At 69.2% G+C, this 23,313-nt stretch carries 23 protein-coding genes; 12 read left to right on the forward strand and 11 right to left on the reverse strand.

What is annotated here, in order from left to right:
* On the reverse strand, nt 1–1,590 hold the full coding sequence (locus LRS10_RS20195; protein ID WP_257838805.1) for a carboxylesterase/lipase family protein: 1,590 nt from the start codon (nt 1,588–1,590) through the stop codon (nt 1–3).
* A 785-nt stretch (nt 1,591–2,375) separates the two neighbouring features.
* Between LRS10_RS20195 and LRS10_RS20200 the strand changes: the two genes are divergently transcribed.
* Nucleotides 2,376–3,311 carry a cyclase family protein gene (locus LRS10_RS20200; RefSeq protein ID WP_257838806.1) on the forward strand — a complete coding sequence of 312 codons (936 nt, stop codon included), beginning with the start codon at nt 2,376–2,378 and terminating at the stop codon, nt 3,309–3,311.
* A 447-nt stretch (nt 3,312–3,758) separates the two neighbouring features.
* Here LRS10_RS20200 and LRS10_RS20205 read toward each other — a convergent pair whose 3' ends face one another.
* Nucleotides 3,759–4,208 (reverse strand): PA2169 family four-helix-bundle protein, encoded by a 450-nt coding sequence (locus LRS10_RS20205; protein WP_257838807.1) that lies wholly within the window; start codon nt 4,206–4,208, stop codon nt 3,759–3,761.
* A gap of 100 nt (nt 4,209–4,308) precedes the next feature.
* The gene (locus tag LRS10_RS20210) at nt 4,309–4,959 is read right to left on the reverse strand and encodes a TIGR02281 family clan AA aspartic protease (protein WP_257838808.1); all 651 of its coding nucleotides are present in this window, start codon (nt 4,957–4,959) and stop codon (nt 4,309–4,311) included.
* 186 nt (nt 4,960–5,145) lie between these two features.
* Between LRS10_RS20210 and LRS10_RS20215 the strand changes: the two genes are divergently transcribed.
* From LRS10_RS20215 to LRS10_RS20225, 3 genes are all read left to right on the forward strand, one after another.
* Nucleotides 5,146–5,454, forward strand: a complete 309-nt coding sequence (locus LRS10_RS20215; protein WP_257838809.1) for a hypothetical protein — start codon at nt 5,146–5,148, stop codon at nt 5,452–5,454.
* 275 nt (nt 5,455–5,729) lie between these two features.
* Nucleotides 5,730–7,793 carry a PQQ-binding-like beta-propeller repeat protein gene (locus tag LRS10_RS20220; protein ID WP_257838810.1) on the forward strand — a complete coding sequence of 688 codons (2,064 nt, stop codon included), beginning with the start codon at nt 5,730–5,732 and terminating at the stop codon, nt 7,791–7,793.
* On the forward strand, nt 7,772–8,044 hold the full coding sequence (locus LRS10_RS20225; RefSeq protein WP_257838811.1) for a hypothetical protein: 273 nt from the start codon (nt 7,772–7,774) through the stop codon (nt 8,042–8,044). The genes LRS10_RS20220 and LRS10_RS20225 overlap by 22 nt, the downstream gene beginning before the upstream one ends.
* A gap of 486 nt (nt 8,045–8,530) precedes the next feature.
* Here LRS10_RS20225 and LRS10_RS25375 read toward each other — a convergent pair whose 3' ends face one another.
* From LRS10_RS25375 to LRS10_RS20265, 8 genes are all read right to left on the reverse strand, one after another.
* The gene (locus LRS10_RS25375; protein ID WP_374571049.1) at nt 8,531–9,019 is read right to left on the reverse strand and encodes a GGDEF domain-containing protein; all 489 of its coding nucleotides are present in this window, start codon (nt 9,017–9,019) and stop codon (nt 8,531–8,533) included.
* Nucleotides 9,020–10,006: 987 nt separating this feature from the next.
* A complete protein-coding gene (locus LRS10_RS20235) occupies nt 10,007–12,055 on the reverse strand; it encodes a TonB-dependent receptor domain-containing protein (RefSeq protein ID WP_257838813.1) in 2,049 nt (682 codons plus the stop codon).
* 4 nt (nt 12,056–12,059) lie between these two features.
* Entirely contained in the window at nt 12,060–12,839 is a 780-nt protein-coding gene (locus tag LRS10_RS20240; protein ID WP_257838814.1) for a TonB-dependent siderophore receptor, read from the reverse strand.
* Nucleotides 12,736–14,133, reverse strand: a complete 1,398-nt coding sequence (locus LRS10_RS20245; protein WP_257838815.1) for a TonB-dependent siderophore receptor — start codon at nt 14,131–14,133, stop codon at nt 12,736–12,738. Before LRS10_RS20245 ends, LRS10_RS20240 begins: the two co-directional genes overlap by 104 nt.
* Before the next feature lie 24 nt (nt 14,134–14,157).
* On the reverse strand, nt 14,158–14,901 hold the full coding sequence (locus LRS10_RS20250) for an ABC transporter ATP-binding protein (protein ID WP_257838816.1): 744 nt from the start codon (nt 14,899–14,901) through the stop codon (nt 14,158–14,160).
* Between the two features lie 24 nt (nt 14,902–14,925).
* Nucleotides 14,926–17,142 (reverse strand): iron chelate uptake ABC transporter family permease subunit, encoded by a 2,217-nt coding sequence (locus tag LRS10_RS20255; RefSeq protein WP_257838817.1) that lies wholly within the window; start codon nt 17,140–17,142, stop codon nt 14,926–14,928.
* A complete protein-coding gene (locus tag LRS10_RS20260; RefSeq protein ID WP_257838818.1) occupies nt 17,142–18,749 on the reverse strand; it encodes a TonB-dependent siderophore receptor in 1,608 nt (535 codons plus the stop codon). The genes LRS10_RS20255 and LRS10_RS20260 overlap by 1 nt, the downstream gene beginning before the upstream one ends.
* The gene (locus tag LRS10_RS20265) at nt 18,683–19,318 is read right to left on the reverse strand and encodes a TonB-dependent receptor (RefSeq protein WP_257838819.1); all 636 of its coding nucleotides are present in this window, start codon (nt 19,316–19,318) and stop codon (nt 18,683–18,685) included. Before LRS10_RS20265 ends, LRS10_RS20260 begins: the two co-directional genes overlap by 67 nt.
* Nucleotides 19,319–19,402: 84 nt before the next feature.
* On the opposite strand from LRS10_RS20265, the gene LRS10_RS20270 reads away from it, so the two are divergent.
* Genes LRS10_RS20270 through LRS10_RS20305 form a run of 8 tightly spaced genes read left to right on the forward strand, consistent with a single transcriptional unit; the run spans nt 19,403 to nt 23,293 of the window.
* The gene (locus LRS10_RS20270) at nt 19,403–19,798 is read left to right on the forward strand and encodes a MerC domain-containing protein (RefSeq protein ID WP_257838820.1); all 396 of its coding nucleotides are present in this window, start codon (nt 19,403–19,405) and stop codon (nt 19,796–19,798) included.
* A 40-nt stretch (nt 19,799–19,838) separates the two neighbouring features.
* Nucleotides 19,839–20,162: a hypothetical protein gene (locus tag LRS10_RS20275; protein WP_257838821.1), complete on the forward strand. Its 324-nt coding sequence runs from the start codon at nt 19,839–19,841 to the stop codon at nt 20,160–20,162.
* Nucleotides 20,122–20,772: an ABC transporter ATP-binding protein gene (locus tag LRS10_RS20280; RefSeq protein WP_257838822.1), complete on the forward strand. Its 651-nt coding sequence runs from the start codon at nt 20,122–20,124 to the stop codon at nt 20,770–20,772. Before LRS10_RS20275 ends, LRS10_RS20280 begins: the two co-directional genes overlap by 41 nt.
* The gene (locus LRS10_RS20285; RefSeq protein ID WP_257838823.1) at nt 20,769–21,824 is read left to right on the forward strand and encodes an ABC transporter permease; all 1,056 of its coding nucleotides are present in this window, start codon (nt 20,769–20,771) and stop codon (nt 21,822–21,824) included. The genes LRS10_RS20280 and LRS10_RS20285 overlap by 4 nt, the downstream gene beginning before the upstream one ends.
* Nucleotides 21,821–22,072, forward strand: coding sequence for a hypothetical protein (locus LRS10_RS20290; RefSeq protein ID WP_257838824.1), 252 nt, complete (start codon nt 21,821–21,823; stop codon nt 22,070–22,072). The genes LRS10_RS20285 and LRS10_RS20290 overlap by 4 nt, the downstream gene beginning before the upstream one ends.
* A 9-nt stretch (nt 22,073–22,081) precedes the next feature.
* Nucleotides 22,082–22,576: a DUF3299 domain-containing protein gene (locus LRS10_RS20295; RefSeq protein WP_257838825.1), complete on the forward strand. Its 495-nt coding sequence runs from the start codon at nt 22,082–22,084 to the stop codon at nt 22,574–22,576.
* Nucleotides 22,573–22,836, forward strand: coding sequence for a hypothetical protein (locus LRS10_RS20300; protein ID WP_257838826.1), 264 nt, complete (start codon nt 22,573–22,575; stop codon nt 22,834–22,836). Before LRS10_RS20295 ends, LRS10_RS20300 begins: the two co-directional genes overlap by 4 nt.
* Nucleotides 22,781–23,293, forward strand: a complete 513-nt coding sequence (locus LRS10_RS20305; protein WP_257838827.1) for a class I SAM-dependent methyltransferase — start codon at nt 22,781–22,783, stop codon at nt 23,291–23,293. Before LRS10_RS20300 ends, LRS10_RS20305 begins: the two co-directional genes overlap by 56 nt.
* Nucleotides 23,294–23,313: the final 20 nt, after the last annotated feature.

Consider the following 23,313-nt stretch of genomic DNA (forward strand, 5'->3'; position numbering starts at 1 on the left):
CTAACCCTCCCTGCTGGCGGTGGCGCGGACGGGCGAGTAGCGCTCCATGAACAGGCGCTCGTTCCGGTATGGATCGTTGGCGAGCCGCGGCGGCGCGTCGAACTGCATGACCGGCCGGTCCTTCAGGTCGTAGGCCGGCCAGGGTGGGATGCCGGGATGGTTCGGATCCCCTCGGTGCGCGAAGGCCAGCCAGGCGCCGGCCATGCTGTCGGCCATCACCTGCGTCGCCGGGCTTGGCGGCCCCGTGAAGCGCGAACCGCGCGCCACATTGTCGAACATGAAGGGCAGGTCCGACGAGTGTTGGGCAAAGCGCCGGCCGCCTTCCACGGGAGAGCGCCAAGTCACCTGGTACATCCAGGTCGGATTGTCCGGTCCGTTCAGCTGCGCGCGCTTCTCCGCCATGAGCGTGGCGTTGCGGATGTAGGACCGCCAGGAGGTGATCTTGAAGAACATCTCCGGCGCCGAGCCCGAAGGCGTCGAGGCCTTGAACACCCGGATCGCCTCATCGACGTCGGAGGCCGGCATGGAGGCGGCGAGCCGCCGCCGCAGGCCGGCCTCGTCCATCTCATGGACGCCGGGCGTCGAGCCGAGTTGGGCGGCAAGCTCGTGCTGCGCCGTGCCGACCACCATCGGGACCTTGGCGGTATGAGCCGGCGCATTCGGGATAAACGGGTGGGCGGTGAAGGACACGCCGTCGAGGTTCGGCTCGAACCGGTATCCGGCGGCGCCGATCACCTCGCGCTGGGCGGCTGAGAGCTGCTCCTGCGGGACCTGCTGCAGCGCCCGCGCGTTTCGCGGGTCGATGGAGAGGCGTCGGAGCAGCGCCTCGGTCAACGCCCGCGACTGTTCCTTGGTCTGGACGATGAGGTGCGATCCGGACTGGACGACGCCCTTGTGAAAGAGGCCGTTGGCCTCTCTGCCCGCGAAGCAGACGGTCACCTTCCGACCGCCGCCAGACTGGCCGTAGATCATGATGTTGTTGGGATCCCCGCCGAACCCCGCGATGTTCTCGCGCACCCATTGCATGGCGCGCACCAGATCGAGGTAGCCGACGTTGCCGGACTGGGCGAATTCGGGTCCGAGGAAGCCCGAAAGGTCGCAGAAGCCGAACACGTTGAGGCGGCTGTTGATGGTGCAGAGCACGACGTCGCCGCGCTTGACCATGTTGGTTCCGTCGTACAGCGGGCTGGCGCCCGAACCCGCTTCGAAGCCGCCGCCGTGGAACCACAACATCACGGGCCGTCGGCGCCCGTCGCCCGAACTCGGCGTCCACACGTTGATGCGAAGGCAGTCCTCGCTCATCGGCTGGGGACCAGCCAGCCCGCCGCGCGCCTGGGGCGTCTGATCGCCGAACTCGAACGCGTCGCGGACGCCGGCGAAGGGCTCGGGCGGCTTCGGCGGCATGAACCGGCCGGCCCCGGCCGTGGAGGCGCCGTAGCGCATGCCCTTGAAGACCTGGACCCCGTCGATCACCTGGCCGCGGTAGCGTCCGTGGGCCGTCTCAACGACCGGACCCGCGGCACCCTGCGCCCGCGCCGCTCCGGCCGCCAGCATCGCCGCCGCCGCGCCGAGCACGGCGCGCCGGGGCATTCCCCTCTCCAGCATTTCCTCGCTCCGCCTTCACCGCTGCATGGCGGTGTCATCCGGGATCATTTGCCGTTTGCTCGTACCGTATATTCGAAGATCTGCAAAGGTGAGGCAGGCGATTGTTCCGGTCTAGGGCCGCCTTAGCCATCTCATTGGACTGCCGATCCGGGCCGCACGGTCGCTGCCTGAGGGCTTGCGACTGCACGACCATCTCCGCCCGGTCCTGGGGCCGGTCACCGCCCTGCCCCCTGCAGGCGCCCAAGTCCGGCCTGGCGAACTCGCGACGGTTCGCCCGCAGCTTCACACCGGCATGACGGCGGAGGCGGCTGGGGCCAGTACGCGCGAGCCCCGCCACAGAGGTCCTCGGGCGGCAGACGCATACCCTGCAGCGCCTCTCCGGTGGGGGGCCGCGCAAAGCCGGGCCTGAAAGGTGGGGTGAACCTGGCGTCCCCAGGCCGCCAGCATAGGGCTGGGCCAACGCCGTCCGTAAGCGACACGGCGCCCAACCGGTTGAAGGCGTTCATGGCCGCACTTGAGATCGTCAGGTCCACCAGGTCTCTCGGTTCGGACGCCTCCGACACCGCGGCCTAGGCTCCGTCTGATGCTGGCGCAAAGCTGCCAGCACCTGGGATCTTCCGATGGGACTTGCGGACAGCAAACGAACCGCCGCAGCGGCGCCGAGGAGCACGATCAGCAATGCCCCGAGCTCCTACTAAGGCCACGCCGCGAGCTTTCGAATGCGCTGAGGCGCAGGCCGTGACACGCTGGAATAGGCCAGGGAGAGAGACATGGTTGGGAACCTGATCGGAGGCATGATCGCGGCCGCGTGCGCGACTGGCGCGGCGCTGGCGCAGGACACTTGGCATCCATCGAAGTACGGCGCGGCCGACACCCTGGGCGCGGTCAACAACCTTTCACCCGAAGGCGTGAAGCGGGCTGCCGCCCTAGTGAGGACCGGAAAGGTCTATGCCTTGGGCATCCCCACCGGGCCCGACGCACCGGTGTACGGCGAGCGCAAGTACAACGCCGAGGCGCTCTGGACTCCGCCCGCCGGCCAGCCGCCGCTGGGCGAGAATAAGGTCACCGCGTTCGACGAGAAGGTCACCACCAGCATGGGCATCGGCACCCAGATGGACGGGCTGGCGCACCTGGGCATCGACCGTCGCCACTATAACGGCCTCACGGCCGATGACCTGGCGAAGGAGAACTTCAAGCAGCTGGACATCGCGGCCATTCCGCCGATCGTCACCCGTGGTGTGCTGATCGACATGAGGAAGCACTTCGGCAAGCCGTTAGCAGCCGGTCACGCCTTCACGAAGGGCGACATCCAAGCGGCGCTGAAGGCCCGGAAGCTCACCGTCGGCAAAGGCGACGTGGTGCTGCTTCACACAGGCTGGATGGCCGACAAGCTCGCGAGTGACAAGAAAACCTTCCAGGAATCCGAGCCAGGCCTGGGCCTGGAGGCGGCGATCTGGCTCGCCGACCAGGGCGTTGTGGCCATCGGCGCCGACACCATCGCGCTGGAAGCCATACCGTTCGAGAACCCCAACCGCCCCTTCGTGGTCCATCAGACCCTGCTGGCGAAGAAGGGCGTGTACATACTGGAGAACATCAATGTCGGTCCGCTTGCCGCCGACGGCGTCACCGAGTTCCTGTTCGTGCTGGGCCAGCCGCGCTTCCAAGGGACGGTCCAGGTGGTGATCAACCCGGTCGCGATCCGCTAGTGGACAAGAGCTCATCGAGCAGCGCGGACCCGCCCGCGAGGTATCGGTCTCTCGGCGACGGCGCTCTTGGGAGAAAGGGACGCCCGTGATCGCGCCGAATCGGCGGTGGCGTTCGGCCTCTGAGCAGACGTCCAGACGGCCCGGCGCGGGCATGTCTGGTTCAGGGACCGGAGCTGTTTGACGTCTCCCCTGACGCCGCCCCCGCACCCTGACGGCCGCTGGCGCCGCCCTTGGAGAGGCGAAATTGCGCCAGCAGCTTGCTCAGGACGAGGAGCCGAGGCCAGGCGACGAAGACCGGCAAAGACCGGGGTGCTCGGGAGCGCAGGCCCTGGGCCCGGACCCGCGTAGAGAACGCCTGCTCAGGTACGACGTCCTGATCCCCGGGGGCTGTCGGGGTCAGGGCGCGTAGCCGCCAACCAGACGCGGCGCGCGTTCGCGGCGGCTGGTTCAGTGCATCTGGTGCTTGAGCCGGCTGACTTCATCGTGATCGGCCTTGATGGCGTTGTAGGCCTCCTGGACCAAGGCGCGGGCGCTCGGGGGAAGATCGTCGTCGCGCAGGGCCTGCTCGTACTTGGCCTTGATGACGTCCTCTCCGCGCTCGACCTCGTCCACGACCGCCTTGTCGCTACCGCCCGTGACCGCGTTCTTCAGCTCTACGAACTTGTTGTGGGCCTTGCCGGCGAATGACTGATCCGTCTCAGGCTCCTCGCCGAAGGCGCGAACCTCGTCCTGCAACCGACGCACGAGACCTTGCCGCTGAGCGGCGCGCTCGGCGAACAGCGTCTTGCAGTCGCTCCGATCCACGTTCTCCGCGGCGTCGCGGTAGCCGTTGGCGCTGTCGAGGGTGGTTTCGATGAGGCTGTTGAGAACGTTCGCCGCAGGGTTTTGCGATGGCATGGGACCTCCGTTGCATCTGTGATGGCGCCGGCGCCCGCGGGCGGCACCCCGCGGGGGCTCCGCCCTGCCGGCCAGCGACCTCGCAACCGCCCGAGGGGGGCTATCGTTCCGCGCTTTCCGACTCTGCACGGCCTGTCCCGCGGTCATCGCCAGCGCGGGTGCAGAGCTCAGCGGGCGCCGGCGCGGGGTCGGAACCCGCCGCCCGCAGGTAGAGCATCGGGCGCGCGACATCGATGACGGCGCGGTGCTCGCGCATGACGTCCTGGCCGAGGATGCCGTGGATCGGCTGCCGGGAGAGTCGGCCGAGGACGTTCTCCACCTGAGAGAGGTCCGCGATCATGACATGTGACTGGCGGATCTCCTGGTCGTCGACCCGGAGGCTCTCGACCGAGGCCCGCGACGCCTGCAGCGTGCCGCCAAGTCCGGCCGCAGTCCCGAACACGCCGCGCTGGGGCACAAGCCCGAACGTCTCGGCGTGGCCCCGATGTATCACCGTCGCGTTCGCGCCGGTGTCGAGGAGGAAGGTCGCTCGCTTCCCGTTCACCTGGCCCTCCACGAGCTGGTGTCCGGTGACCAGGCGTTGCAGCGGCGTCGCGCTGAACCCGAGCAGGCAAAGGGCGTGGTCGACTGTCCCCGACTGTTCCGGACGGTAATCGACCTGATCGCCGGAACCGGCCGGCGGCGCGAAGCCGTCGCAGCCGGCCAGGCCGATCGCCCCCGCCACGAGGGCCGCAATCGAGACGGGGTTCATGCGAAGGCAATCCGATGCGGAGACGCCGGTTCCATCGCCGCTCGAGCGTGAGGCGCTTTCTCTTCATAGGCTGATGGTCGCGACCTCCCGGCCGGAGGGCCGGGGGCCAGTGAGGATCAGTTCGCCAGAACCTGTCGGCTCCCTCGGGGTTCTCCTGCGGGACAACCCAAGAGAGTGGAGAGGATGATGCACCAGATGGCGACCTTTGCGGCCCTTGCGGCGGGCGGCCTCGTCCTGGCGTCTTGCGGCACGACGATGACCGAGCGCGCCGCGACCGGCGGCCTGGCGGGCGCGGCCGTTGGCGCGGCGGTGGACAGCTCCGTGACCGGCGCGATCGTCGGCGGCGCGGCAGGCGCAGCGCTGGGCGCGGCCACGACGCCCCGCGACGGGGATGCGAACCGGCGCCAGTACTACGACGAGCGCGCCGGCCGGTACTACTTCTATGACGCGCGGAACGGCCGCTACTACTGGGAAGATGGTCGGCCGCGCTACTGATCGGAAATAGCCGCCGGCCCGGCGCGGGGCGGGGCCCCTCGCCGCCTCATCTGCCGGCCGATGCGCCTGGCTGCGCACCGCGACACGACGGCGAGCCAGGACCTTGGCCGTCGCTCGGCATCTTCGCCGCCGGTCGGGCGTTCACGTCCTAGGGACGGGAGGTTCTTGCATGGCGGAGACGTCCATTCCGCGAGTGCGGCGGTTCGTCGTGCTCGCCATCGCTGTCATCGTCGCTTTGCTGGGCGCCCTTCTCGCCGCCGGCGGCCTATCTCCTCGTGCTCGGGGGCTCGGCCTACTACGTGCTGGCGGGCCTCGGCCTGCTCGCCTCCGGCGTTCTGCTGATGCGGCGGCGGCTGCTCGGCGTCTGGCTCTACGTCGCCGTCTACATCCTCACCCTCGCCTGGGCGGCATGGGAGGTCGGCCTCGACGGCTGGGGCCTCGTCCCCTGGGTCGTGGCGCCGGGCGTCCTTCTCGTCGCCCTGGCGTTCTGCGTCCCGGCGCTGCGGAGCGGCGGCCGGGCGCGCGTGGCGCCGCTGGCCGCCGGCGGCGTCTTCATCGCCTCGCTCGCTCTTCTTGGGCTCCTCATCACCGCGCAGGGCGCGCCCGTAGGACCGGGCGCGCGCGAGGTCTCCCGACCCCTGACCGGCGCCGGCGAGCCCGCCGCGGATTGGCCGGCCTACGGCGGGGGCTATGACGCCCGCCGCTTCTCGACGCTCGCCCAGATCACGCCGGAGAACGTTGCGCGACTGGAACGCGTATGGACCTACCGCACCCGCGATCTGCCGAGCGATGCGGCCGAGGGGAAGTACGCCGCCGAGACCACGCCGCTGAAGGTGGGCGACAGCCTCTACCTCTGCTCGGCGAAGAATGTCCTCATCGCCCTGGACGCGGCGAACGGCCGAGAGCGCTGGCGTTACGACCCCAAGGTGCCGGACGACGCAATCCCCTACAGCGCCTCGTGCCGGGGGGTCAGCTACTACCGCGCCCCCGCCCTCGACTGGAGCGCCGCCTGCGCCGCCCGCATCATCCAAGGGACCCTCGACGCACGGCTGATCGCCGTCGACGCCCGAACCGGCCAGCCTTGCCCCGACTTCGGGACAAACGGTCAGGTGAGCCTTCTGACAGGCATCGGGCGCACCACGCCCGGCTACGTGGCCGTGACCTCGCCGCCGACGATCGTCCGCGGCGTGGCGGTCATCGGTCATCAGGTGCTGGACGGACAACGTCGCGACGCGCCGTCCGGCGTGGTCCGGGGGTACGACGCCGTCACGGGCGAGTTGCTGTGGGCCTGGGACCTCGCCCGCCCGGACCGGAAGGGCCTCCCGCCAGAGGGCGAGAGCTACACGCGCGGAACGCCCAACATGTGGACCATCGCCTCCGGCGACGAAGCGCTCGGTCTCGTCTACCTGCCGATGGGCAATTCCGCGGTCGACTACTACGGCGGGACCCGCAGCGCCGCCGAGAATGCGTACGCCACCTCGCTGGTGGCCCTCGACGTCACCACGGGCTCCGTCGCGTGGCGGTTCCAGACCGTCCGCTACGACGTCTGGGATTATGATCTCGGCTCCCAGGCGACGCTGGTCGATTTCCCGACGGCGGCTGGGGTCACGCCAGCCCTGGTGCTGCCGAGCAAGCAGGGCGACATCTACATCCTGGACCGCCGGACCGGACGTCCGCTGACGCCGGTCGAGGAGCGTCCTGTCCCGCGCGGGGGCGTCGAGCCGCAGCGCCTGTCGCCGACGCAACCGTTCTCGAGGTTCCACACCCTCCGCCAGCCCGACCTGACGGAACGGGACATGTGGGGCATGTCTCCCCTCGATCAGCTCTGGTGCCGCATCCAGTTCCGGCGCGCGGCCTATGAGGGGATCTACACGCCGCCGACCCTGGACCGCCGCTGGATCCAGTATCCGGGCTACAACGGCGGATCCGACTGGGGAGGCGTGGCGGTCGACCCCAGCCGCGGGATCATCGTGGCCAACTACAACGACACCCCGAACTACAACCGGCTCATCACCCGCCAGGAGGCGGAGAAGCGGAAGCTCCAGCCCCTGGACGTGCCCGGCGCCGAGGGCGGCGAGGCCAGCTCGAGCGTTCCGCAGGCAGGCGTCCCCTACGCCATCGACCTGAACGCCGGCTGGCGCGTGCCTTTCACCAAGCTGCTCTGCAAGCGGCCGCCCTATGGCGGGATCCGTGCGATCGAGCTGGCCACCGGCCGCACCCTTTGGGACCGGCCGCTCGGCACAGCGCGCAAGAACGGGCCTTTCGGCCTGCCGAGCTGGTTGCCCCTGGCGATCGGCACGCCGAACAACGGGGGGCGGTGGTCACCGCCTCGGGGCTGACCTTCATCGCCGCGGCGACGGACGATCTCATCCGCGCGATCGACACCCGCACCGGTCGGACGCTTTGGCAGGCCCCGCTTCCCGCGGGCGGCCAGGCCAACCCCATGACCTATGAGATCGAGGGTCGTCAGTTCCTCGTCATCATGGCGGGCGGCCACCATTTCATGGAGACGCCCATCGGCGATCATGTCGTTGCTTTCGCCCTGCCCGATAAGGTGAGCGGCGGGGGAAACACGAGCCGAACGCAGTAGCGCCGGCCATCGAAGCTGAAGGTTCGAACCGCAAGGCGGACGTCGTGTCAGCGATCGGCCTAGCGTGTCGGCCCACGGAAAGCAGGGGAGCGCCACGACCGCTTGGGCGCCCTACAGCGGCGCGGCGCCCTCTCCCGCAGAGCTGTTCGCCCGGTGGACTTGGACCCCCATCCTGCAGATCGCTCTCATCGCGCTGGGCCCAGTCTTCGTTCGAGCATCGGCGCCTAGCGCTCGGCGCTCTTCACCGCGCGCCAGCCACCAGTTGCTCGCCTTCACGGCCGCCACGCCGTTCCTTGCCGGGGGCCTCCCCAGATGTGGCGGTCGCAGGCTCGCCCTCGCCGGCGGAGCGCAGGCGGTCGTGATCTGGCTCTGGCACGCCGGCCAGCCTATTCCCCGCACCATTGCCAAGCGCTTATGGCCACGTGGCAGCGGGCGCGGGCGTGAGATCGCGCCGCCGTTTGAATTCTGAGGCGCTGAAGGGACTGCTTAGCCGTGCACGAGGCGCAGGTCGGGCGGTCCGTTGGGCTGCGGAGACGGAGACGCCGACGGCGGGGCCTCACGCAGGTCCCAGCGGCAGATGCGATTTCGACCTGACGTCTTGGCCTCGTAGGCGGCCGCATCGGCCCGCCGCAATAAGCCGGCAAGGCCCTCCCCGCGCGACAACTGGGCTACGCCACCGCTGGTCGTCATTGGCGGCAAGCCGCGCCCAAGGCCCGCCGCAGTCGCTGTCCGCACCGCCTCGGCCACGAGGGCTGCGCCCGGCAGATCGCCGCCCTCCAGAAGCAGCACGAACTCTTCGCCGCCCGTGCGGGCGACGACGCCGTTGGCGGGACAGGCCTGACGCAGCACCCGAGCGAACGCGCAGATCACCTCGTCCCCGGCGGCGTGCCCCAGGGTGTCGTTCACCCGCTTGAAGTGGTCGAGGTCGAACACCGCCGCGGACACCGGAAGCCCTTGGCGGACGGCGCGGGCGATCGCCGCCTCGGCGGCGCGCTCGAAGCCGCGCCGATTGGCGAGGCCCGAGAGGGGGGTCGGTTTCGGACGCGGCCACTGAGAGCCCGATGGCCTCCTCGGTTACAATCAGCAGGAGGATGAGGCCTGCGGCCAGAAGCAGGACGCCCGAGCTTGCCTGGGAGACCAGCGCATAGGCCGTGTCGGTATAGTCGCGCAGCGACTTGCCCACACCGAACGCCAGCGCCCAGAAGGGCTTGGTCAGGAAGTTCAACGCCAGCGCGCCGAACACGGCGGCCAGCGCCAGATGCATAGGGCTGCGCCGATTGATGATCATCACCGTGCGCATCGCCAGAACGGCGGCCAGGGCGAAGGGCGCCTGGTAAATCGCGCCGTAGGCCAGCGTGTCACGCGGCCAGTTCCAGATCGCAGCGCGCCCGGCGAGACCGACCGCCAGCACCAGCGCCAGAAGGACCCACGGGGGCCGCCGGCCGCGATAGAGGTTGAGGGCGCCCGAGATCGACAGCGTCGCCACAAGGAAGCTGGAGTAGCTGAGCCATTCCAAGGCTTCCGACGCCTCGGACATGCCCAGCAGCAGGTCGCTGGCGGGGGCGAGCATGCCGATCATGTAGCTGACGGTGAAGGCGAGCGCGACGCGCTGCGATGGGTTCGTCAACGCGATGACGGCGTAGGCCGCCGCGAACAGGCTGGCGACCGCGATGTTCAGCACCAGGACGCCTTCTGCGCCGCTCATCTCGCGCCCCGTTCCTGGGAACCAAGTTCGCTAGGCTAGGCCCGACGGGTGAAGGAGCCGGAAAGCGACGTGGTTAGCGCAGTTTCAGCTCCCGCGTACTGGCCGGCGCCAGCACGCGCGCCGAGGAATTGCTGGTCCAACGACCGCACCGCGCGAGTGGAGGACATCCGGCGCCGAAGCCGCAGCTCACGCGGGCCGACGGACCCTAGGGGGACCTTCGTCAGTCCTCCTCTGCGGCCTCTGCGTTGAGCACGCGTTCAGAACCGCCCGCTGAACCTCAGCGTCGTGAACACCCCGCGCGCGCTCTCCCGCTCGTCCGTCCCCACCACCTGGCCCGCGCGATCCGGCGCATAGAAGGTCCGGAGGCGGTAGTGCCGCTCGGTGGCGGCGTTGCGGATGGTCAGCCGCGTGCGCACGCCAGGGAGCGCCGTCGTCTCGACGAAGCCGCCGAGGGTTGGGCGGTACCGGGCGAAGTCGATCTGATCGACCAGGTAGAGCGCGCCTTCCACACCGTCGTAGCTGGCGAAATTGACGCCCCAGCTCCAGGCGCTGCCAAGCGGCGCATGGAGGAGCTCCAGCTTGAACTTGGGGCTTCGAAGATTGCTCAGGTCGCGGGCGCGGCCAATCAACGGATCGTCGAAACTCGACTCGCGCACCTCGCCTTCTGCCTTGACGCTCAAGCCGGAGAGCAGCGCATCCATCGGGATCGAAGCATTGCCCTTCAGACCCGAGACGCGCGCGTCGCCGGCGTTGGCGAGGCCTGGCGCGCCGCTGGGTAGGCGGACCAGCTCCAGCACATCCTGGCGCCACTCGTGATAGGCCTCCACGTAGAGGGCGAGCCCTCCGCCCCCGCGAAAGTCGATGGACGTGGACAGGCGGGTGGTCTTGTCGGGCTGCAGGTCCGGGTTGCCGGCGACAGTTTCATCGTCCTGCAGCTCGGCGGAGGCCGCGAAGTCTGAGAAGTCCAGTTGGCCGACGGTGCGCGCGGCGCCGAGGCGGAACTGCGCCTGAGGGGATAGCCGCCACACGACGGCCGCGGCGGGCTTGGCATAGAGGAAGCTCTGCTCGTTGTCGGCATCGCCCGAGACGGTGATCCGGGAGGCCTCGCCGGCCATCGAGCCTTCAAGCGTCAGGCGTTCGGACAGCTGCCAGGTGACGTTCGCGAAGGCCTCGCCCCGCCACTCCTCCACCAGCACATCTGCGGCCGGCAGCGGCACGGGCCTGGGCCCCGATCCGTCGTCGGCCGTCAGGGTGAATTGGCTCTCGAGCCGATTGTACGCGATTTCCGCTCCGAACTCCGGCCGTATCCCCCCGGTCGTCGACCGCACGACGGTGCTGCGCACGAGCGCCTCGACCGGCATCTGGTTCAGCCGGGCGTCAGAGCGTGAAACGAGGCGACGATCGGCGCTGCGACGCACGTCCGCCTGCTCCTGGCCGTAGGTCTTGGCGTTGGCGAGCGCGAGGGTCTTCCAGGTCCAGCCACGGACCTCGCGGGCGTAGTCGCCGCCGAGTTCCAGCGTCCAGTCCTCCCGGTCGTATTCGAAGAGGTTCGCCTGGTCCGGCGAGCCATCCGGCTCGCGGCCCAGGAAGATGTCGCTCTCCTGGTCGTAGTAGAACCGCTGCCAGCCGAAGCGGCCATTGAGCCGCAGGACGCCACCGCCAAGCGTGCGGCTGGCGTCACCCGACAAAAAGCCCTCGGTCAGCGTCGTCGGCCGATCATCGATCCAGCTGGAGGTGAGCCGGCCCGCCGCGTCGCGGTTGAAGCGCAGAGTGCGGTACGGATACTGCTCCCAGAAGGTGTTCGCCTTCACGGTCGCATCCCAGTCCCCCAGCTGGCGGGTCATGGCGGCCTCGAGCCGGGGATAGATGAGACCCGAGCCGTTCCGCTCCACCTCCGCTGACCAGGTTCCGCCGGACCGGTCAGGCCTGCGCACGATGTTGAGCACGGTCGCCTGGCCCTGCGCCTCGGACATCTGGGCGCCGCGGATCACCTCCACCCGCTCCACATGGGTTGCGGGAATGCGGCGCAGCGCATCCTCGAGCCCGCCCGACTTCGACGAGGGTCGCGCGCCATCGATCAGGACGTTCCCGGCCGCGCCGCCAAAACCGCGCAGCTGCTGTCCCTCGTCCAGCACGAACCCGGGCGTGCGCAGCACGATGTCGAGCGCCGTCTGAGGATTGAACGGTGCGTAGAACGTCGCCGGGTAGGAGGCCGCATCCGAAGGGGGCTGGGATGCGGCCTCCTCCGCCAGCGCCTGGCCGGAGGTCAGGGCCAGGGCGGCGGTGGCGAACAGCAGGCGGAGCAAGGGCTCACCAGCGCCGGGTGAAGGTCACCCGCGCGGTGCGCGGCGCCTGCGGGTAGATCTGGGAGAAGCCACCCGTGATGTAGATCTTCTCGTCCGTGACGTTATCGACGTTGACCCGGATCTCGTAGCCTTCGCCGAAGGCGTAGGCGGCGTTGAGGTCAAGGCGCGTGTAGCCGGGCAGGAAGAAGTTGTTCGCGGTCGTCGCCGCCTGCTTGGAGGCGTGGAACACCCCGCCGCCGACCGTGAGACCATCCAACGGCCCGGCGTCGAAGCGCCAGGACGTCCAGAGGCTCGCCTGGCGCCGCGGCACGCCGGCCAGCCAGTTGCCCAGGATCGAGGTGTTGCTGTGCTCCTCGATCTCGGTCTTGGTGAAGGCGTAGGAGGCGACGAGGGTCCAGGGTTCGAGCGGACGGGCGGAGACCTCCGCTTCCACGCCCTGCGCTGTCAGTTCGCCGATCTGGATCACCCGGTTGAAGTCCACCGGGTCGCTCACGACGACGTTGGTCTTCGACAGATCGAAAACCGCGACCGTGGCTTCCGCCCGCCCGTCCAGGAGGATCGCCTTGGCTCCGACCTCGAACTGTTCGCCGCGGGTGGGCTTTGGCGTCACCCCCTCGCGGATCAGGCCGCCGTCGGCCTCGTTGCGGAAGGACCTCGCCCAACTGGCGTAGAACGACAGATCAGGCGTCGCCAGGAACGTGAGGCCGGCCCGCGGAGAGAACGGCGCGTCGTCGCGCGTGACCCCTGGCTCCACGTAGCCCGCCGAGAAGGCGTACGTCTCCACCCACTCCTGCCGTCCCCCCCAGAAGCAGGCGCCAGCGGTCCCAGGCGATCTCGTCCTGCACGTAAAGCGCCGTGCTCTCGTAGTCGTAGTGGCTGTCGCCTTCATAGATGTAGGCGGCGGGCCTCCCGGTTCGGACCGGGTTCAGGAGGTCGATGCGCTGGCCGAAGGCGACCTGGCCGTCGAGATAGGCCAGGGCGTCCCGGCTCCACTCGGCGCCGAAAAGCACACGGTGACGCAACGGGCCCGTGTCGAAGCGCCCATAAAGCTCCGCCTGGACGGTGCTGTCCTCCTGGCGTTCTCGGTAGCTGGAGAAGCTGCGGTTCACGGTCGTGCCGCTCAGCGCCGGGAAACCGTAGTTGAAGAACTCCTCCTCCGGAACCTTCACGTCCGAGGCATAGGCCCCCAGGCGCAGGCGCCAGGCGTCGTTGAGCTCCCGATTGACCTCGACGGCGCCGGACCACTGCTCCTTGCGGATCCGCATGAAGGCCTCGCCGTAGTTCCGACTCATCGGGACCGTCAGGAAGATCGGATGGTTGCCGAGGCCGCGGTCGAAGGCGGCGTCCCGCTCCAGGTACTCGGCCCGGACCAGCACGCTGGTGCGATCGTCAGGCCGGAACTCCAGCACCGGCGAGACGAACAGCTGCTCGTTGTCGATCAGCTCCCGGAAGCTGTTGGCGTTCTCGTAGCCGATGTTCAGGCGGCCCAGGACCGTGCCAGAGCCGGACAGCGGTCCGCCGACGTCGACGCCAGCCCGCAGGTAGTCGTACGATCCCCCGGTCACGCTGACCTCGGCCTGGAACCCAGGCGTCGGTCGCTTGCTGACGAAGTTGATCACGCCGCCCGGCTCGAAGCGGCCGTAGAGGGCCGATGCGGGGCCTTTCAGCACCTCGATGCTGTCAATGCCCTGGAGGTCGATATCGGGCTGCGACGTGCTCTGGCGGAAGCCGTCGCGAAGCGTGCTGACGACGGAGAACCCCCGTATGCGGAAGCGCTGGTTACCAGCGAACCCGATGGTGCGGGTGACGCCGCTGACCGTCTCGGCGGCCTCCCCGATGTTCGACACGCCGCGGAGATCGAGCAGCTCCCGCGGCACGACGTTGACGGTCGCCGGGATCTCGATCAGCGGCGCCCCAGTCTTGGTGGCCGTCTCGCCCGGAACCCGACCGAGCGGCCGGCCGTAGACCGTCACCGCCTCCACCTCCCCGGCAGCTTCGGCAAAGGCGTCCTCGGCCTGCGCGGCGGCCGCCGAGAAGAGCGCCGTCGAAGCCACGGCGGCGAACAACAGATAGCGCATATGAATATCCCCTTGGGCGGCGCGTCAGGCGCGCAGCCGGAAGCGCCCGAGGTCGGGCGCGAACATGATCTCGGACGTGTCGAAGGCGGCGCCGACGTGGCCGGCGGCGATCAGCTCGCTGGGCGGCCCGACGTGGAGCGCGCCCTTCCCGTCCAGCAGCCACACCGCATCAGCCAGCTGCAGCGACAGGTCGAGGTCGTGGCTGGAGAGCAGGACAATGGCTCCGCTCTCGCGGGCGTGGCGGCGCAACAGCGACATCACCTCGACCCGCCCCGGCAAGTCGAGGAAGGCGGTGATCTCGTCGAGCACCATCAGCCTCGGCGTCTGGGCGATGGCGCGGGCGATCATCACCCGCTGCCGCTCTCCGTCGCTGAGATGGTCGAAGTAGCGGCCGCGAAAGGCGAGCGCGCCCGAGCGCCGCAAAGCGTCCTCCGCGAGCTGGAGATCTTCGACCGATAGGCGCCCGGCCCAGCCCGTGAACGGTTGGCGGCCGAGGGTGACGACGTCATCGACCCGAAGCGCAGGGCTGGTCGGCCGCTCGGTGAGCACCACAGCGATCCGCCGGGCGCGCGCCGCGGGCCGCATGCTTGCGATGTCCTCGCCATCGAGGCTCGCTTCTCCCGCGAGTGGCGGCTGCAGGCCGGCGATCGTGCGCATGAGCGTCGACTTGCCGGCGCCGTTCCGGCCCAGGATGCACACGAACGCTCCCGGCGCTGTCTCCAGTGTCACGCCCCGCAGCACCGACCCGCGTGCGTTGGCGTAGCCCACGTCGAGATCTCTTTAGGCTCAGCATCAGCGCCACCCCCGCAGAGCTGGCGAGAACACCAGCAGTAGGATCACCACGGGCGCGCCGACGATCGCGAGGATCGCGTTGAGATGCAGGAAGTGCTGCTCCCACGGCGCATGGACGATGGCGTCGCCGGCCAAGGCCAGCAGCGCCCCACCGAGCGCGGCGATGGGGATCAGCGGCAGGATGCGTGCGCTGCCCGCCAGCGCCCGGGCGAAGTGCGGCACGATCAAGCCGATGAACGACACAGGCCCGCAGAACGCCACCACAGGGGCGACCAGCAGGACCGTGGCCGTGAGCGCCAGCCGCCGAAGCGCGCCGACGCGCACGCCTAGGCTCTGGGCGTAGTTCTCGCCCAGTAGCAGAGAGGACAGCGGCTTGGCGGTCGCAACCGCCAGGACAAGGCCGAGCACGATGGGGACCGCCAGCCACGGCAGGTTCTGCGGCTGGACGCCTGCGAAGCTGGCATCGCTCCAGCCCCCGTAGATCCGGCCGCCGGCCCGCGCCGCGAAGTGCAGCAGCACACTGGTGAGGCCCTGAGCGGTGAAGCCCAGCATGAGGCCCACGACCAGCAGGGTGATGGCGCCCAGCCTGCGGCCGAGCATCAGCATGGTCGCCGCCGCCAGAGCGACGCCGCCGGCCGCCGCAAGGGTTATGCTGGGGCCGGCGAAGACAGTCAGGAACGACACGGCGGCGGGTCCAGCGAAAGCGGCGGCGGTGACGGTGAGCGCCACGCCCAACTGGCCGCCCGCGAGCAGTCCCAGAGACCAGCCGTCGGCCACCGGGTTGCGGAACAGCGCCTGCATCAGCACGCCGCCCACGCCGAGCGCGCCGCCCGCCAGCACGGCGGCCATAACCCGCGGCAGGCGGATTTCGCGAACGATCTGGGCGGAGAGCGCGTCCGAGCCGGAGCCTGTCAGGGCCGCGACCGCTTCCCCCAGGGGGATGGCGATCTGCCCGTAGGCCAGGACGTAGAGCGACAGCGCCGCAAGTGCGGCGAACAGCAGGAGACTGCTAGTGGTGACCCGCACCGGCATGGCCGCCCTCCCAGGTCTCGAGGGCGTGGTAGCGCATCGTCCCGTCGCGGAGCGGGGGTGGACCATCTTGGCCACGTCGGCCAGCACCCAATCCGGGCGTATCGAGCCCATTTCCCAGATCTCCCAGCAGTCGGCGTTGGGGTTCTTGAGCCCGTGCTGCCAGTAGACGGCGCCCTCGCGGTACGCCTTGAAGCGCTCCAGCACGGTGCGGTTCGTGAAGGGGTTGGAGAGCGGATCGCGGATCATCCAACAGTCCGCGTCCGTGCCGCCCTGAAGCAGCTGCTCGGTGGACAACCGCGAGAAGGCGTCGAGTTCCGGGTCGTCGGGCGCGCCCATCACCACCTCGGCGTTCGCGTCCCGGATCAGTGCCGCGTCGCCGTTGCGCTGGGTGACCGACCAGCGGTCGCCGGCGCTCAGGTACCAGGCCCAGAGCATCGAGCGCTTCGGCTGGGCCGCGGCGAGCGCCTTCCAGCGGTCGACTTCCCGGGTCACCTCCGCGACGAAGGCGTCGGCTTCCCGCTCGCGGCCCGTCATCAGGCCGACGAGCCGCACCCAGTCGACGCGACCCATGTAGTGCGGCTCGGCGTCGATGAAGGTCGGCACGACCGGGATGCCGAGCGCCTTCACCCGCTCCATGTGCTGGGTGTGCGTGAGGTCGGCCATGCGAGCGATGAAGACGTCGGGCCGGGCGGCGACCAGCGCATCCAGGGTGGGCGGCTGATGCCAGCCGTAGCCCACCTGCTGGAGCTGGCCCGACTTCACCCTGGCGCGGATGCCGTCGTCGTAGCTGTTGTGGCCGCCGACCGCGACCAGCTGGCTCGTCACGCCGAGGGCGCGGATGATCGCCTCCTGCGGCTGGTCGTTGACGGCGATGCGCGCGACCGGCGTCCGGATCAGCGTGGCGCCGGCCAGATCGCCGGTGAGCGGCGGCGCCGTCATCGTTTTCGGCACGAGGACGAGACGGGCGCGCTGCGGTGGGCCACCCGCTGAGCCGCCCCAGGCCACGACCGAGGCCTCGACATCCACGATGCGATAGCCGTCACGCTCGCGGACCTTGAAGGTCTTGGCGTGCGCCATCGGGATCTCGCGGCCGCCTGCAACCTCGGCTGGCGCCCCGGCTGTCCGGCCGCAGGCGGCCAACGCCAGCGTGCCGGCGAGGACGGAGCGTCTGTGGAGGCCCAACATCAGAACGTCGCCCGCAGGGTGGCGCGGACCTGGCGGGGCGTTCCTGGCGTTGCGTAGGTCGGGTTCGTGCGACCGCCGAAGTAGAAGTGGTAGTCTTCGTCCAGGGCGTTGTTGACCGTCAGGTCGAGGGTCAGGTTCGGCGTCTGCGGCGGCGAGATCCGAACGTTGAGCGTGAGCAGTTCGTAGGCGCCGGCTTCGATCCGGTTGTCCTCGGTCACGGCGTAGTCGTCGTAGACCTCAAGCGTCGCCTGGCCCCTGATCCAGTCGCTGAACTGTTGCTCGGCCGCCAGATAGACGACGTTCTTCGCGACGCCCCGCGGGGTCCTCCCGGAAAGATCGACCGGGCCGGCGAAGGTCTCGACGACGTAGTCCTTCCACTCCGGATCGAGCCAGCTGTACTGCGCCGTCAGTCGCGTTGCGTCCGTCGGCCGCCAGGTGAGCGCCAGCTCGGCGCCGCGGCTGCGGTACTTCGAGCCGAAGACGATCAGCGTGCCCGGCGCGGTGAAGTCGACTTCCGCCGCCGGGTTGGGCATGCCGGCGCGGCGGTTCGTCTGCTCGGTGTAGAAGGCGGCCGCCTCGTATTGCAGAGCGCCGTCGAGCAGCCGGCCCTTAAGGCCGATCTCATAGCTGTCGAGCTTGGACGGCTTGTTGTCGGGCCGGGCGTATTGCACCGCGTCCCACTCGAACGTGGGACCGAAGTTGGAGCTGAAGCCCCGGCCGTAGGCGATGTAGGCTTGGCCGCCGTCATACCGGTAGGACAGCGACGCCTTTGGTGAAAAAGCGTCGGCGTCGCCTTCCAGCGGAGCCTCGACGGCCGTCGGCGGAGAAGCCACGACGGCCCGGCGCTTGAAGGAGTCGTAGCGAAGGCCGAGCGTCAGCCGCCAGCGCTCGCCGAGGGCGATCTCGTCCTGGACGAAGGCGCCGACGAAGGTGTCCTCGAAGCGGTCGCGCGTGAGCGGGTCGTCTGTCACGAAGCACGGATGGTCGGCGTTGAGGACGGCGCCCGTCGTGTAGTCCACCTCGACGAGATAGAAGGCGAAGCCGCATTCCGGCGTGAAGCCGTTCTGGCCGGACCAGGAATCAAGGCTGCGCGACTTCGAGCGCTCGGCGCTGACGCCGGCGATCAACGTATGGGCGCCGCCGCGCCATTCCGCCGTCGCCTCGCCGAACAGCACCTTGTGTACGCTTTGGCCGCGGAAGCCGTTGAAGCCGGCCACGTTGCGCGTGAGGTCCGTGCCGAACGGATCGAAGAAGTTCAGGCGCAGATCCTGCTCAAACCGGCGGCCCTGTACGGTCGCCGCCAGGGTCAGCGCCTCAGTGGCCTTGTGGGTGAGGCGTAGCTGGCCGATCAGGCCTTCAGTCTGGTTCCTTGGCTCGCCGAACCCGATGAAGGTTTCTTCGCCGCCGATCACGTCGACGACGCGGCCATTTCGGTCGACTGGAATAGCGTTGGGGACCTCGGAGTCGCGGTCGCTGTAGTTCAGCGAGGCGGTCAGCGCGGTCCTCGGCGAGAGATCGACATCCGCCCTGCCGAACAGGTTTAGAAGCTGCTTGCGGCTGTTCTCGCGCCAGCCGCCGTAGTCCTCGTACGACAGGGCGGCCAGCACGCCGCCGTCGCCGGAGCGGCGCGAAAGCTGCGCCTCCCCCGATAGTAGTCATCGCTGCCGACCGAAGCCGCGACCGTCGTGTTGTCTGCCCGCGGCGAGCGGGTGATGTAGTTGACCGTCCCGTAGAGGCCCCCACGCCCGTAGAGCGCCGAAGTCGGGCCCTTGACGATCTCGACCCGGTCGAGCGCGGCGTAGGGGACTTGGGCGAGCAGCGGCTCCTCGTCGGGCCCCATGAACGGTGCGCCATCGAGCATGGCGAGATAGCCTTCGACGCCGCTGGAGCCGCGGATCGAGACGAACGGGAATTCGTCGCCGTCGCCCTCTCCTCGTCGGAAGAAGATCCCGGGCACACCGCGGAACTCGTCCGTCCCGTAGGTGAAGCCGAGCGCCTGAAGCTCCTCAAGGCTCTGCGACGCGACGGCCGCTGGGACGTCGAGCAGCGGGCGCTCCGATCGCGTCGCCGTGACGACCACCTCCTCCAGGTTCGCCGGAGCAACTTCCGCGTGGGCGGCGCCGCCCAGGATCGTGCCCGCAAGAAGGCCAGCCTTCGCCCAGCGGTATGTCCTCACCCCAAGCCCCCCAAGATGTTATTGTGTAACAGCTGAGGAGCGTTATGATATAACATCACAGCGATTGGCAAGGCGGAGGTTCGAATGAGGCAAGCAGCTTCGGTTCTGGATGGAGCCGCCCTGGGCCTCTCGAGCCTTTGCCTCGCCCACTGTCTCGCGTTGCCCGTGTTGGCGACCGCGCTGCCGCTCCTTGGCGCTTGGGCGGAAGCAGAGTGGGTGCACGCGCTATTCGTGATGATCGCCGCTCCGCTTGCGGCGACCGCCCTGTTACGGCCGGGGCACGGCCTGAAGCCATCAGCCGGCTTGCTGGCGATGGGCTTCCTCGGGCTGGCGCTGCTCGCATTCGGCGCGCTTGGGCCCGCCGCTCATGAGCGGACCGCGACGTTGCTCGGCGCCCTGCTGGTCGCCGCTGCGCACGTGCTGAATTGGCGCCGTCGGCTGCTGCATGCCGCTAGCCAGCCCACTTGCGCTGCGGACTAAACTCGGATGTTATATCATTACACCCACGAGGATGTCCACGATGCGCGCTCTGCTGATTGGCCTGGGCTTGAGCTCCGTGATCGCCGCGCCCTCGCTCGCTTGCGACTTCCACGGCGGCGGCTACTACCGGGAGTATTCCGGCTACGAGAACTACGCGACTTACGAGGAAATGAAGGCCCGCGAGGCTGCGATGCTCGCCGAACGCGAGCGGGCGATGGCCGAAGCGCGGCAGTCCTTCCTCGCGCGGTTCGACATCAAGGCCGAGGACGCTCCACAACAGTTCGCGGCGGCGTCCGTCAGCCCGCCTGCGCCGGTCCCGACCGATGCTGATCGAAGCGCGCAACCTGACGCACAGGATCGCTGACCGGCAGATCCTCGACCTGCCGCTGCTGCAGGTCGCCGCCGGCGATCACCACCTGCTGCTCGGGCCGTCCGGCAGCGGGAAGACGACCTTGATCAACATCCTTGCTGGACTGCTCACGCCGACAACGGGCGACGTCCTGATCGACGGCGCGTCCATGGCGCGCATTTCGCCGACGGCGCGGGACGCCCTTCGGCGTGAGAAGATCGGTTTGGTCTTCCAGACCCTGCGGCTGATTTCGTCCCTCACGGTGCGCCAGAACCTCGCCTTGGCCCAACGGCTGGGTCCAGGCCCGGTCCATCGCGAACTCATCGACAGGCTGATCTCGCAGGTCGGGCTGGCGCATCGGGCCGATGCTAGACCGCGTGAGCTCAGCCAAGGGGAAACCCAGCGCGCGGCGATCGCCAGAGCGCTTTGCACCCAGCCGCCGATCCTGATCGCCGACGAACCGACGTCCGCGCTGGATGACGTCAATGCCCAGGCCATGGTCGACTTGATGCTGTCGGCGGCGCGGACCACCGGGGCGACCCTGATCATCGCCACCCATGATCGGCGCATCCGCGGCCGCTTCCCGCAGGCCATCGAACTGAAGCCGACGGCGCTGGCGGCATGACCCTGACTGGTCTGACCTTCGCTTATCTCCGGGACCGCGCGCTGAACACCGCGCTCAATGTCCTGATCCTCAGCCTGGCCGTTGCGACGTTGGTGGTGCTGGTCCTGTTCTCGGCCCAGCTCGGCGAGCGTTTCACCCGGGATGCGCAGGGGGTGGACCTGGTAGTCGGCGCGAAGGGATCGCCGCTGCAGCTCATCCTCTCGAGCGTCTACCACGTGGATGTTCCGACCGGTAACATCCCGCTGGAGACGGTTGAGACCCTCCGCGCCGATCCCACCGTCGCCAAGGCGATTCCTCTGGCGCTCGGCGACAACTTTCGCAGCTTCCGGATCGTCGGCACGGAGCCTGCCTATCTCGACCACTACGGCGCGGCCGTGGCGCAGGGCCGTCTCTGGAGCGGGCCCGGCGAGGCCGTAATGGGGGCGGAGGTCGCCCGGCGAACCGGCGCCGGTCTGGGTCAGCAGTTCGTGGGCTCTCACGGCCTCGGCGGCGACGATGGCCAGGGTCACGATGAGCGTCCGTTCGTCGTCGTTGGCGTCATGGCGCCTACCGGAAGCGTTTTGGACCGCCTGATCCTGACCTCCGTCGAGAGCGTCTGGGCTGTGCACGGGATCGCGCACGCGGCGGAGGCGGCGCACGAGGACCACGCCGGGGAAGCCCACGACGAGCACGCGGGGCATGCCGGGGAGGACGCTGCCCACGCGCACGAAGAGCCCGCGCCGGCGAACGCGAGTCAGGCGGCGCACGCCGGGGAGCCGGAGGTGACAGCGGTGCTCGTCAGCTACCGCTCCGCTCTGGCGGCCGTGCGGCTGCCAGCCTTCATCAATCGCCAGACCGCGCTGCAGGCCGCCGTCCCAGCGGTCGAGACGACCCGGCTTCTGTCCCTCGTCGGCGTCGGCGTGGACGCCGCGCGGGCGCTCGCCGGCCTTCTGATGCTGACCGGCGGCCTTTCTATCTTTGTGGCGCTCTACACGGCGCTACGGCAGCGCGAAGCCGACATGGCGATGCTTCGGGTCATGGGCGCCAAGCCCCCCAGATCTTCATCCAGGTGATCTCCGAGGGCCTGATCCTGGCGGCCGCCGGCGCCATTCTCGGGGTCGCGCTCGGGCACGGAGTCGTCGCAGCCGCCGTCGCAAGCTTCGACAGGCTGCAGGAGATCGGGCTTACCGCGTGGCGCTTCGAGCCGGCCGAGGCCTGGATCGTGCTCGCCGCCCTGATCGCTGGAGCCCTCGCCGCCCTCATTCCCGCTCTTCGGGTGTTCGGCGTCGACATCAGTCGCACCCTCGCCCGCGCTGCCTGAGGACTCTCGATGCTCGACCGACGCGCTCTCCTCGTCTCCTCGCTTGGCCTGGTCGCCGCACCGGCGCATGCGCTGCAGCGGCAGCAGCGACCCGCAGCGCCCACGGAAGCCGTCTGGAAGCCCGCAGACACCCCGCCCGGCGGCATCGCCTGGTCGCTCCTGGAGTCGACAAAGGAGATCACCCGTACCGACGCCAAGGGCTACATCCGCTCGAAGCCGGTGTTCCCGCCGAAGGTGAAGGCGCTGGACGGAAAGCCGGTGAAGGTCGCGGGCTATATGATGCCCCTGCAGAATGGGACGCTGCAGAAGCATTTCGTGCTGCTGGCCTATCCGCCGGACTGCCCGTTCCACCTCAACCCGAACCCGATGCAGTTCATCGAGATCAAGTCGACAGTCGGCTTCGGCTTCGACTACCGCGTAAAGGTGCTCAAGGGCACGCTGAAGCTCGGCGGGCACAACGAAGAGGGCATCTTCTACCGCATCTGGGACGCGCAGCCCGCATGACGTCCGGCGTCTCCATCGAGGCGGATCAGGGAGCTCAGCATTTCCTGAACACCTTCACCGATCCCGCTGCTGTGGCGCGCTATCTGGAGGGGCCCCGCCGGTTCACGCCCGGGCTCGACGCGCTGCACCGCATGACAGGCCTGCTCCTCGCGGAACACGCGCCTGAAGACGCGCGGGTGCTGGTGCTGGGGGCCGGGGGGCGGTTTGGAGCTGCGGTCGCTTTCGGAGTCGCACCCCGGCTGGACTTTCGTCGGGGTTGATCCGTCGGCGGAGATGTTGCGCCTCGCCCGCCAAACCGCCGCAGCGGCTGCAGATCGCATCGAACTCGTGCAAGGCTACATCGACGCCGCGCCGGACGGCCCATTCGACGCCGCCACATGTCTGCTGACGCTGCATTTCCTCGATCGCAGCGCCCGCGTGGACACGGCTCGCGAACTGCGCCGCCGCATGCGTCCGGGCGGTGCTTGCGTCGTCGCCCATAGCAGCTTCCCGCAGGAACCGGCGGTGCGGGATCGGTGGCTGTCGCGCTACGCCGCATTCGCGGTTTCGTCCGGGGTGGAGCCGGAGCAGGCGGAGACCGCGCGCGCCGCCGTCGCAGCAAACCTCGAGCTTCTGACTCCGGAGGACGATGCGGCCGTTCTTCGCGAGGCCGGCTTCCATGATGTCGAACTGTTCTACGCGGCGTTCACCTGGCGTGGCTGGGCCTGCAGGGCTTGACCTAGCTCCGCGCCCTTGAG

Source organism: Phenylobacterium sp. J426, from assembly GCF_024699945.1.
Lineage (GTDB): Bacteria > Pseudomonadota > Alphaproteobacteria > Caulobacterales > Caulobacteraceae > Phenylobacterium.

Bases quoted from the DNA above. Each gene is read 5' to 3' on its own strand.
- LRS10_RS20300 (WP_257838826.1), top strand. From the start codon at position 22,573: ATGACGTCCGGCGTCTCCATCGAGGCGGATCAGGGAGCTCAGCATTTC.
- LRS10_RS20270 (WP_257838820.1), top strand. From the start codon at position 19,403: ATGAGGCAAGCAGCTTCGGTTCTGGATGGAGCCGCCCTGGGCCTCTCG.
- LRS10_RS20295 (WP_257838825.1), top strand. From the start codon at position 22,082: ATGCTCGACCGACGCGCTCTCCTCGTCTCCTCGCTTGGCCTGGTCGCC.
- LRS10_RS20245 (WP_257838815.1), bottom strand. From the start codon at position 14,133: ATGCGCTATCTGTTGTTCGCCGCCGTGGCTTCGACGGCGCTCTTCTCG.
- LRS10_RS20200 (WP_257838806.1), top strand. From the start codon at position 2,376: ATGGTTGGGAACCTGATCGGAGGCATGATCGCGGCCGCGTGCGCGACT.
- LRS10_RS20210 (WP_257838808.1), bottom strand. From the start codon at position 4,959: ATGAACCCCGTCTCGATTGCGGCCCTCGTGGCGGGGGCGATCGGCCTG.
- LRS10_RS20255 (WP_257838817.1), bottom strand. From the start codon at position 17,142: ATGTTGGGCCTCCACAGACGCTCCGTCCTCGCCGGCACGCTGGCGTTG.
- LRS10_RS20215 (WP_257838809.1), top strand. From the start codon at position 5,146: ATGCACCAGATGGCGACCTTTGCGGCCCTTGCGGCGGGCGGCCTCGTC.
- LRS10_RS20285 (WP_257838823.1), top strand. From the start codon at position 20,769: ATGACCCTGACTGGTCTGACCTTCGCTTATCTCCGGGACCGCGCGCTG.
- LRS10_RS20195 (WP_257838805.1), bottom strand. From the start codon at position 1,590: ATGCCCCGGCGCGCCGTGCTCGGCGCGGCGGCGGCGATGCTGGCGGCC.
- LRS10_RS20275 (WP_257838821.1), top strand. From the start codon at position 19,839: ATGCGCGCTCTGCTGATTGGCCTGGGCTTGAGCTCCGTGATCGCCGCG.
- LRS10_RS20205 (WP_257838807.1), bottom strand. From the start codon at position 4,208: ATGCCATCGCAAAACCCTGCGGCGAACGTTCTCAACAGCCTCATCGAA.
- LRS10_RS20280 (WP_257838822.1), top strand. From the start codon at position 20,122: ATGCTGATCGAAGCGCGCAACCTGACGCACAGGATCGCTGACCGGCAG.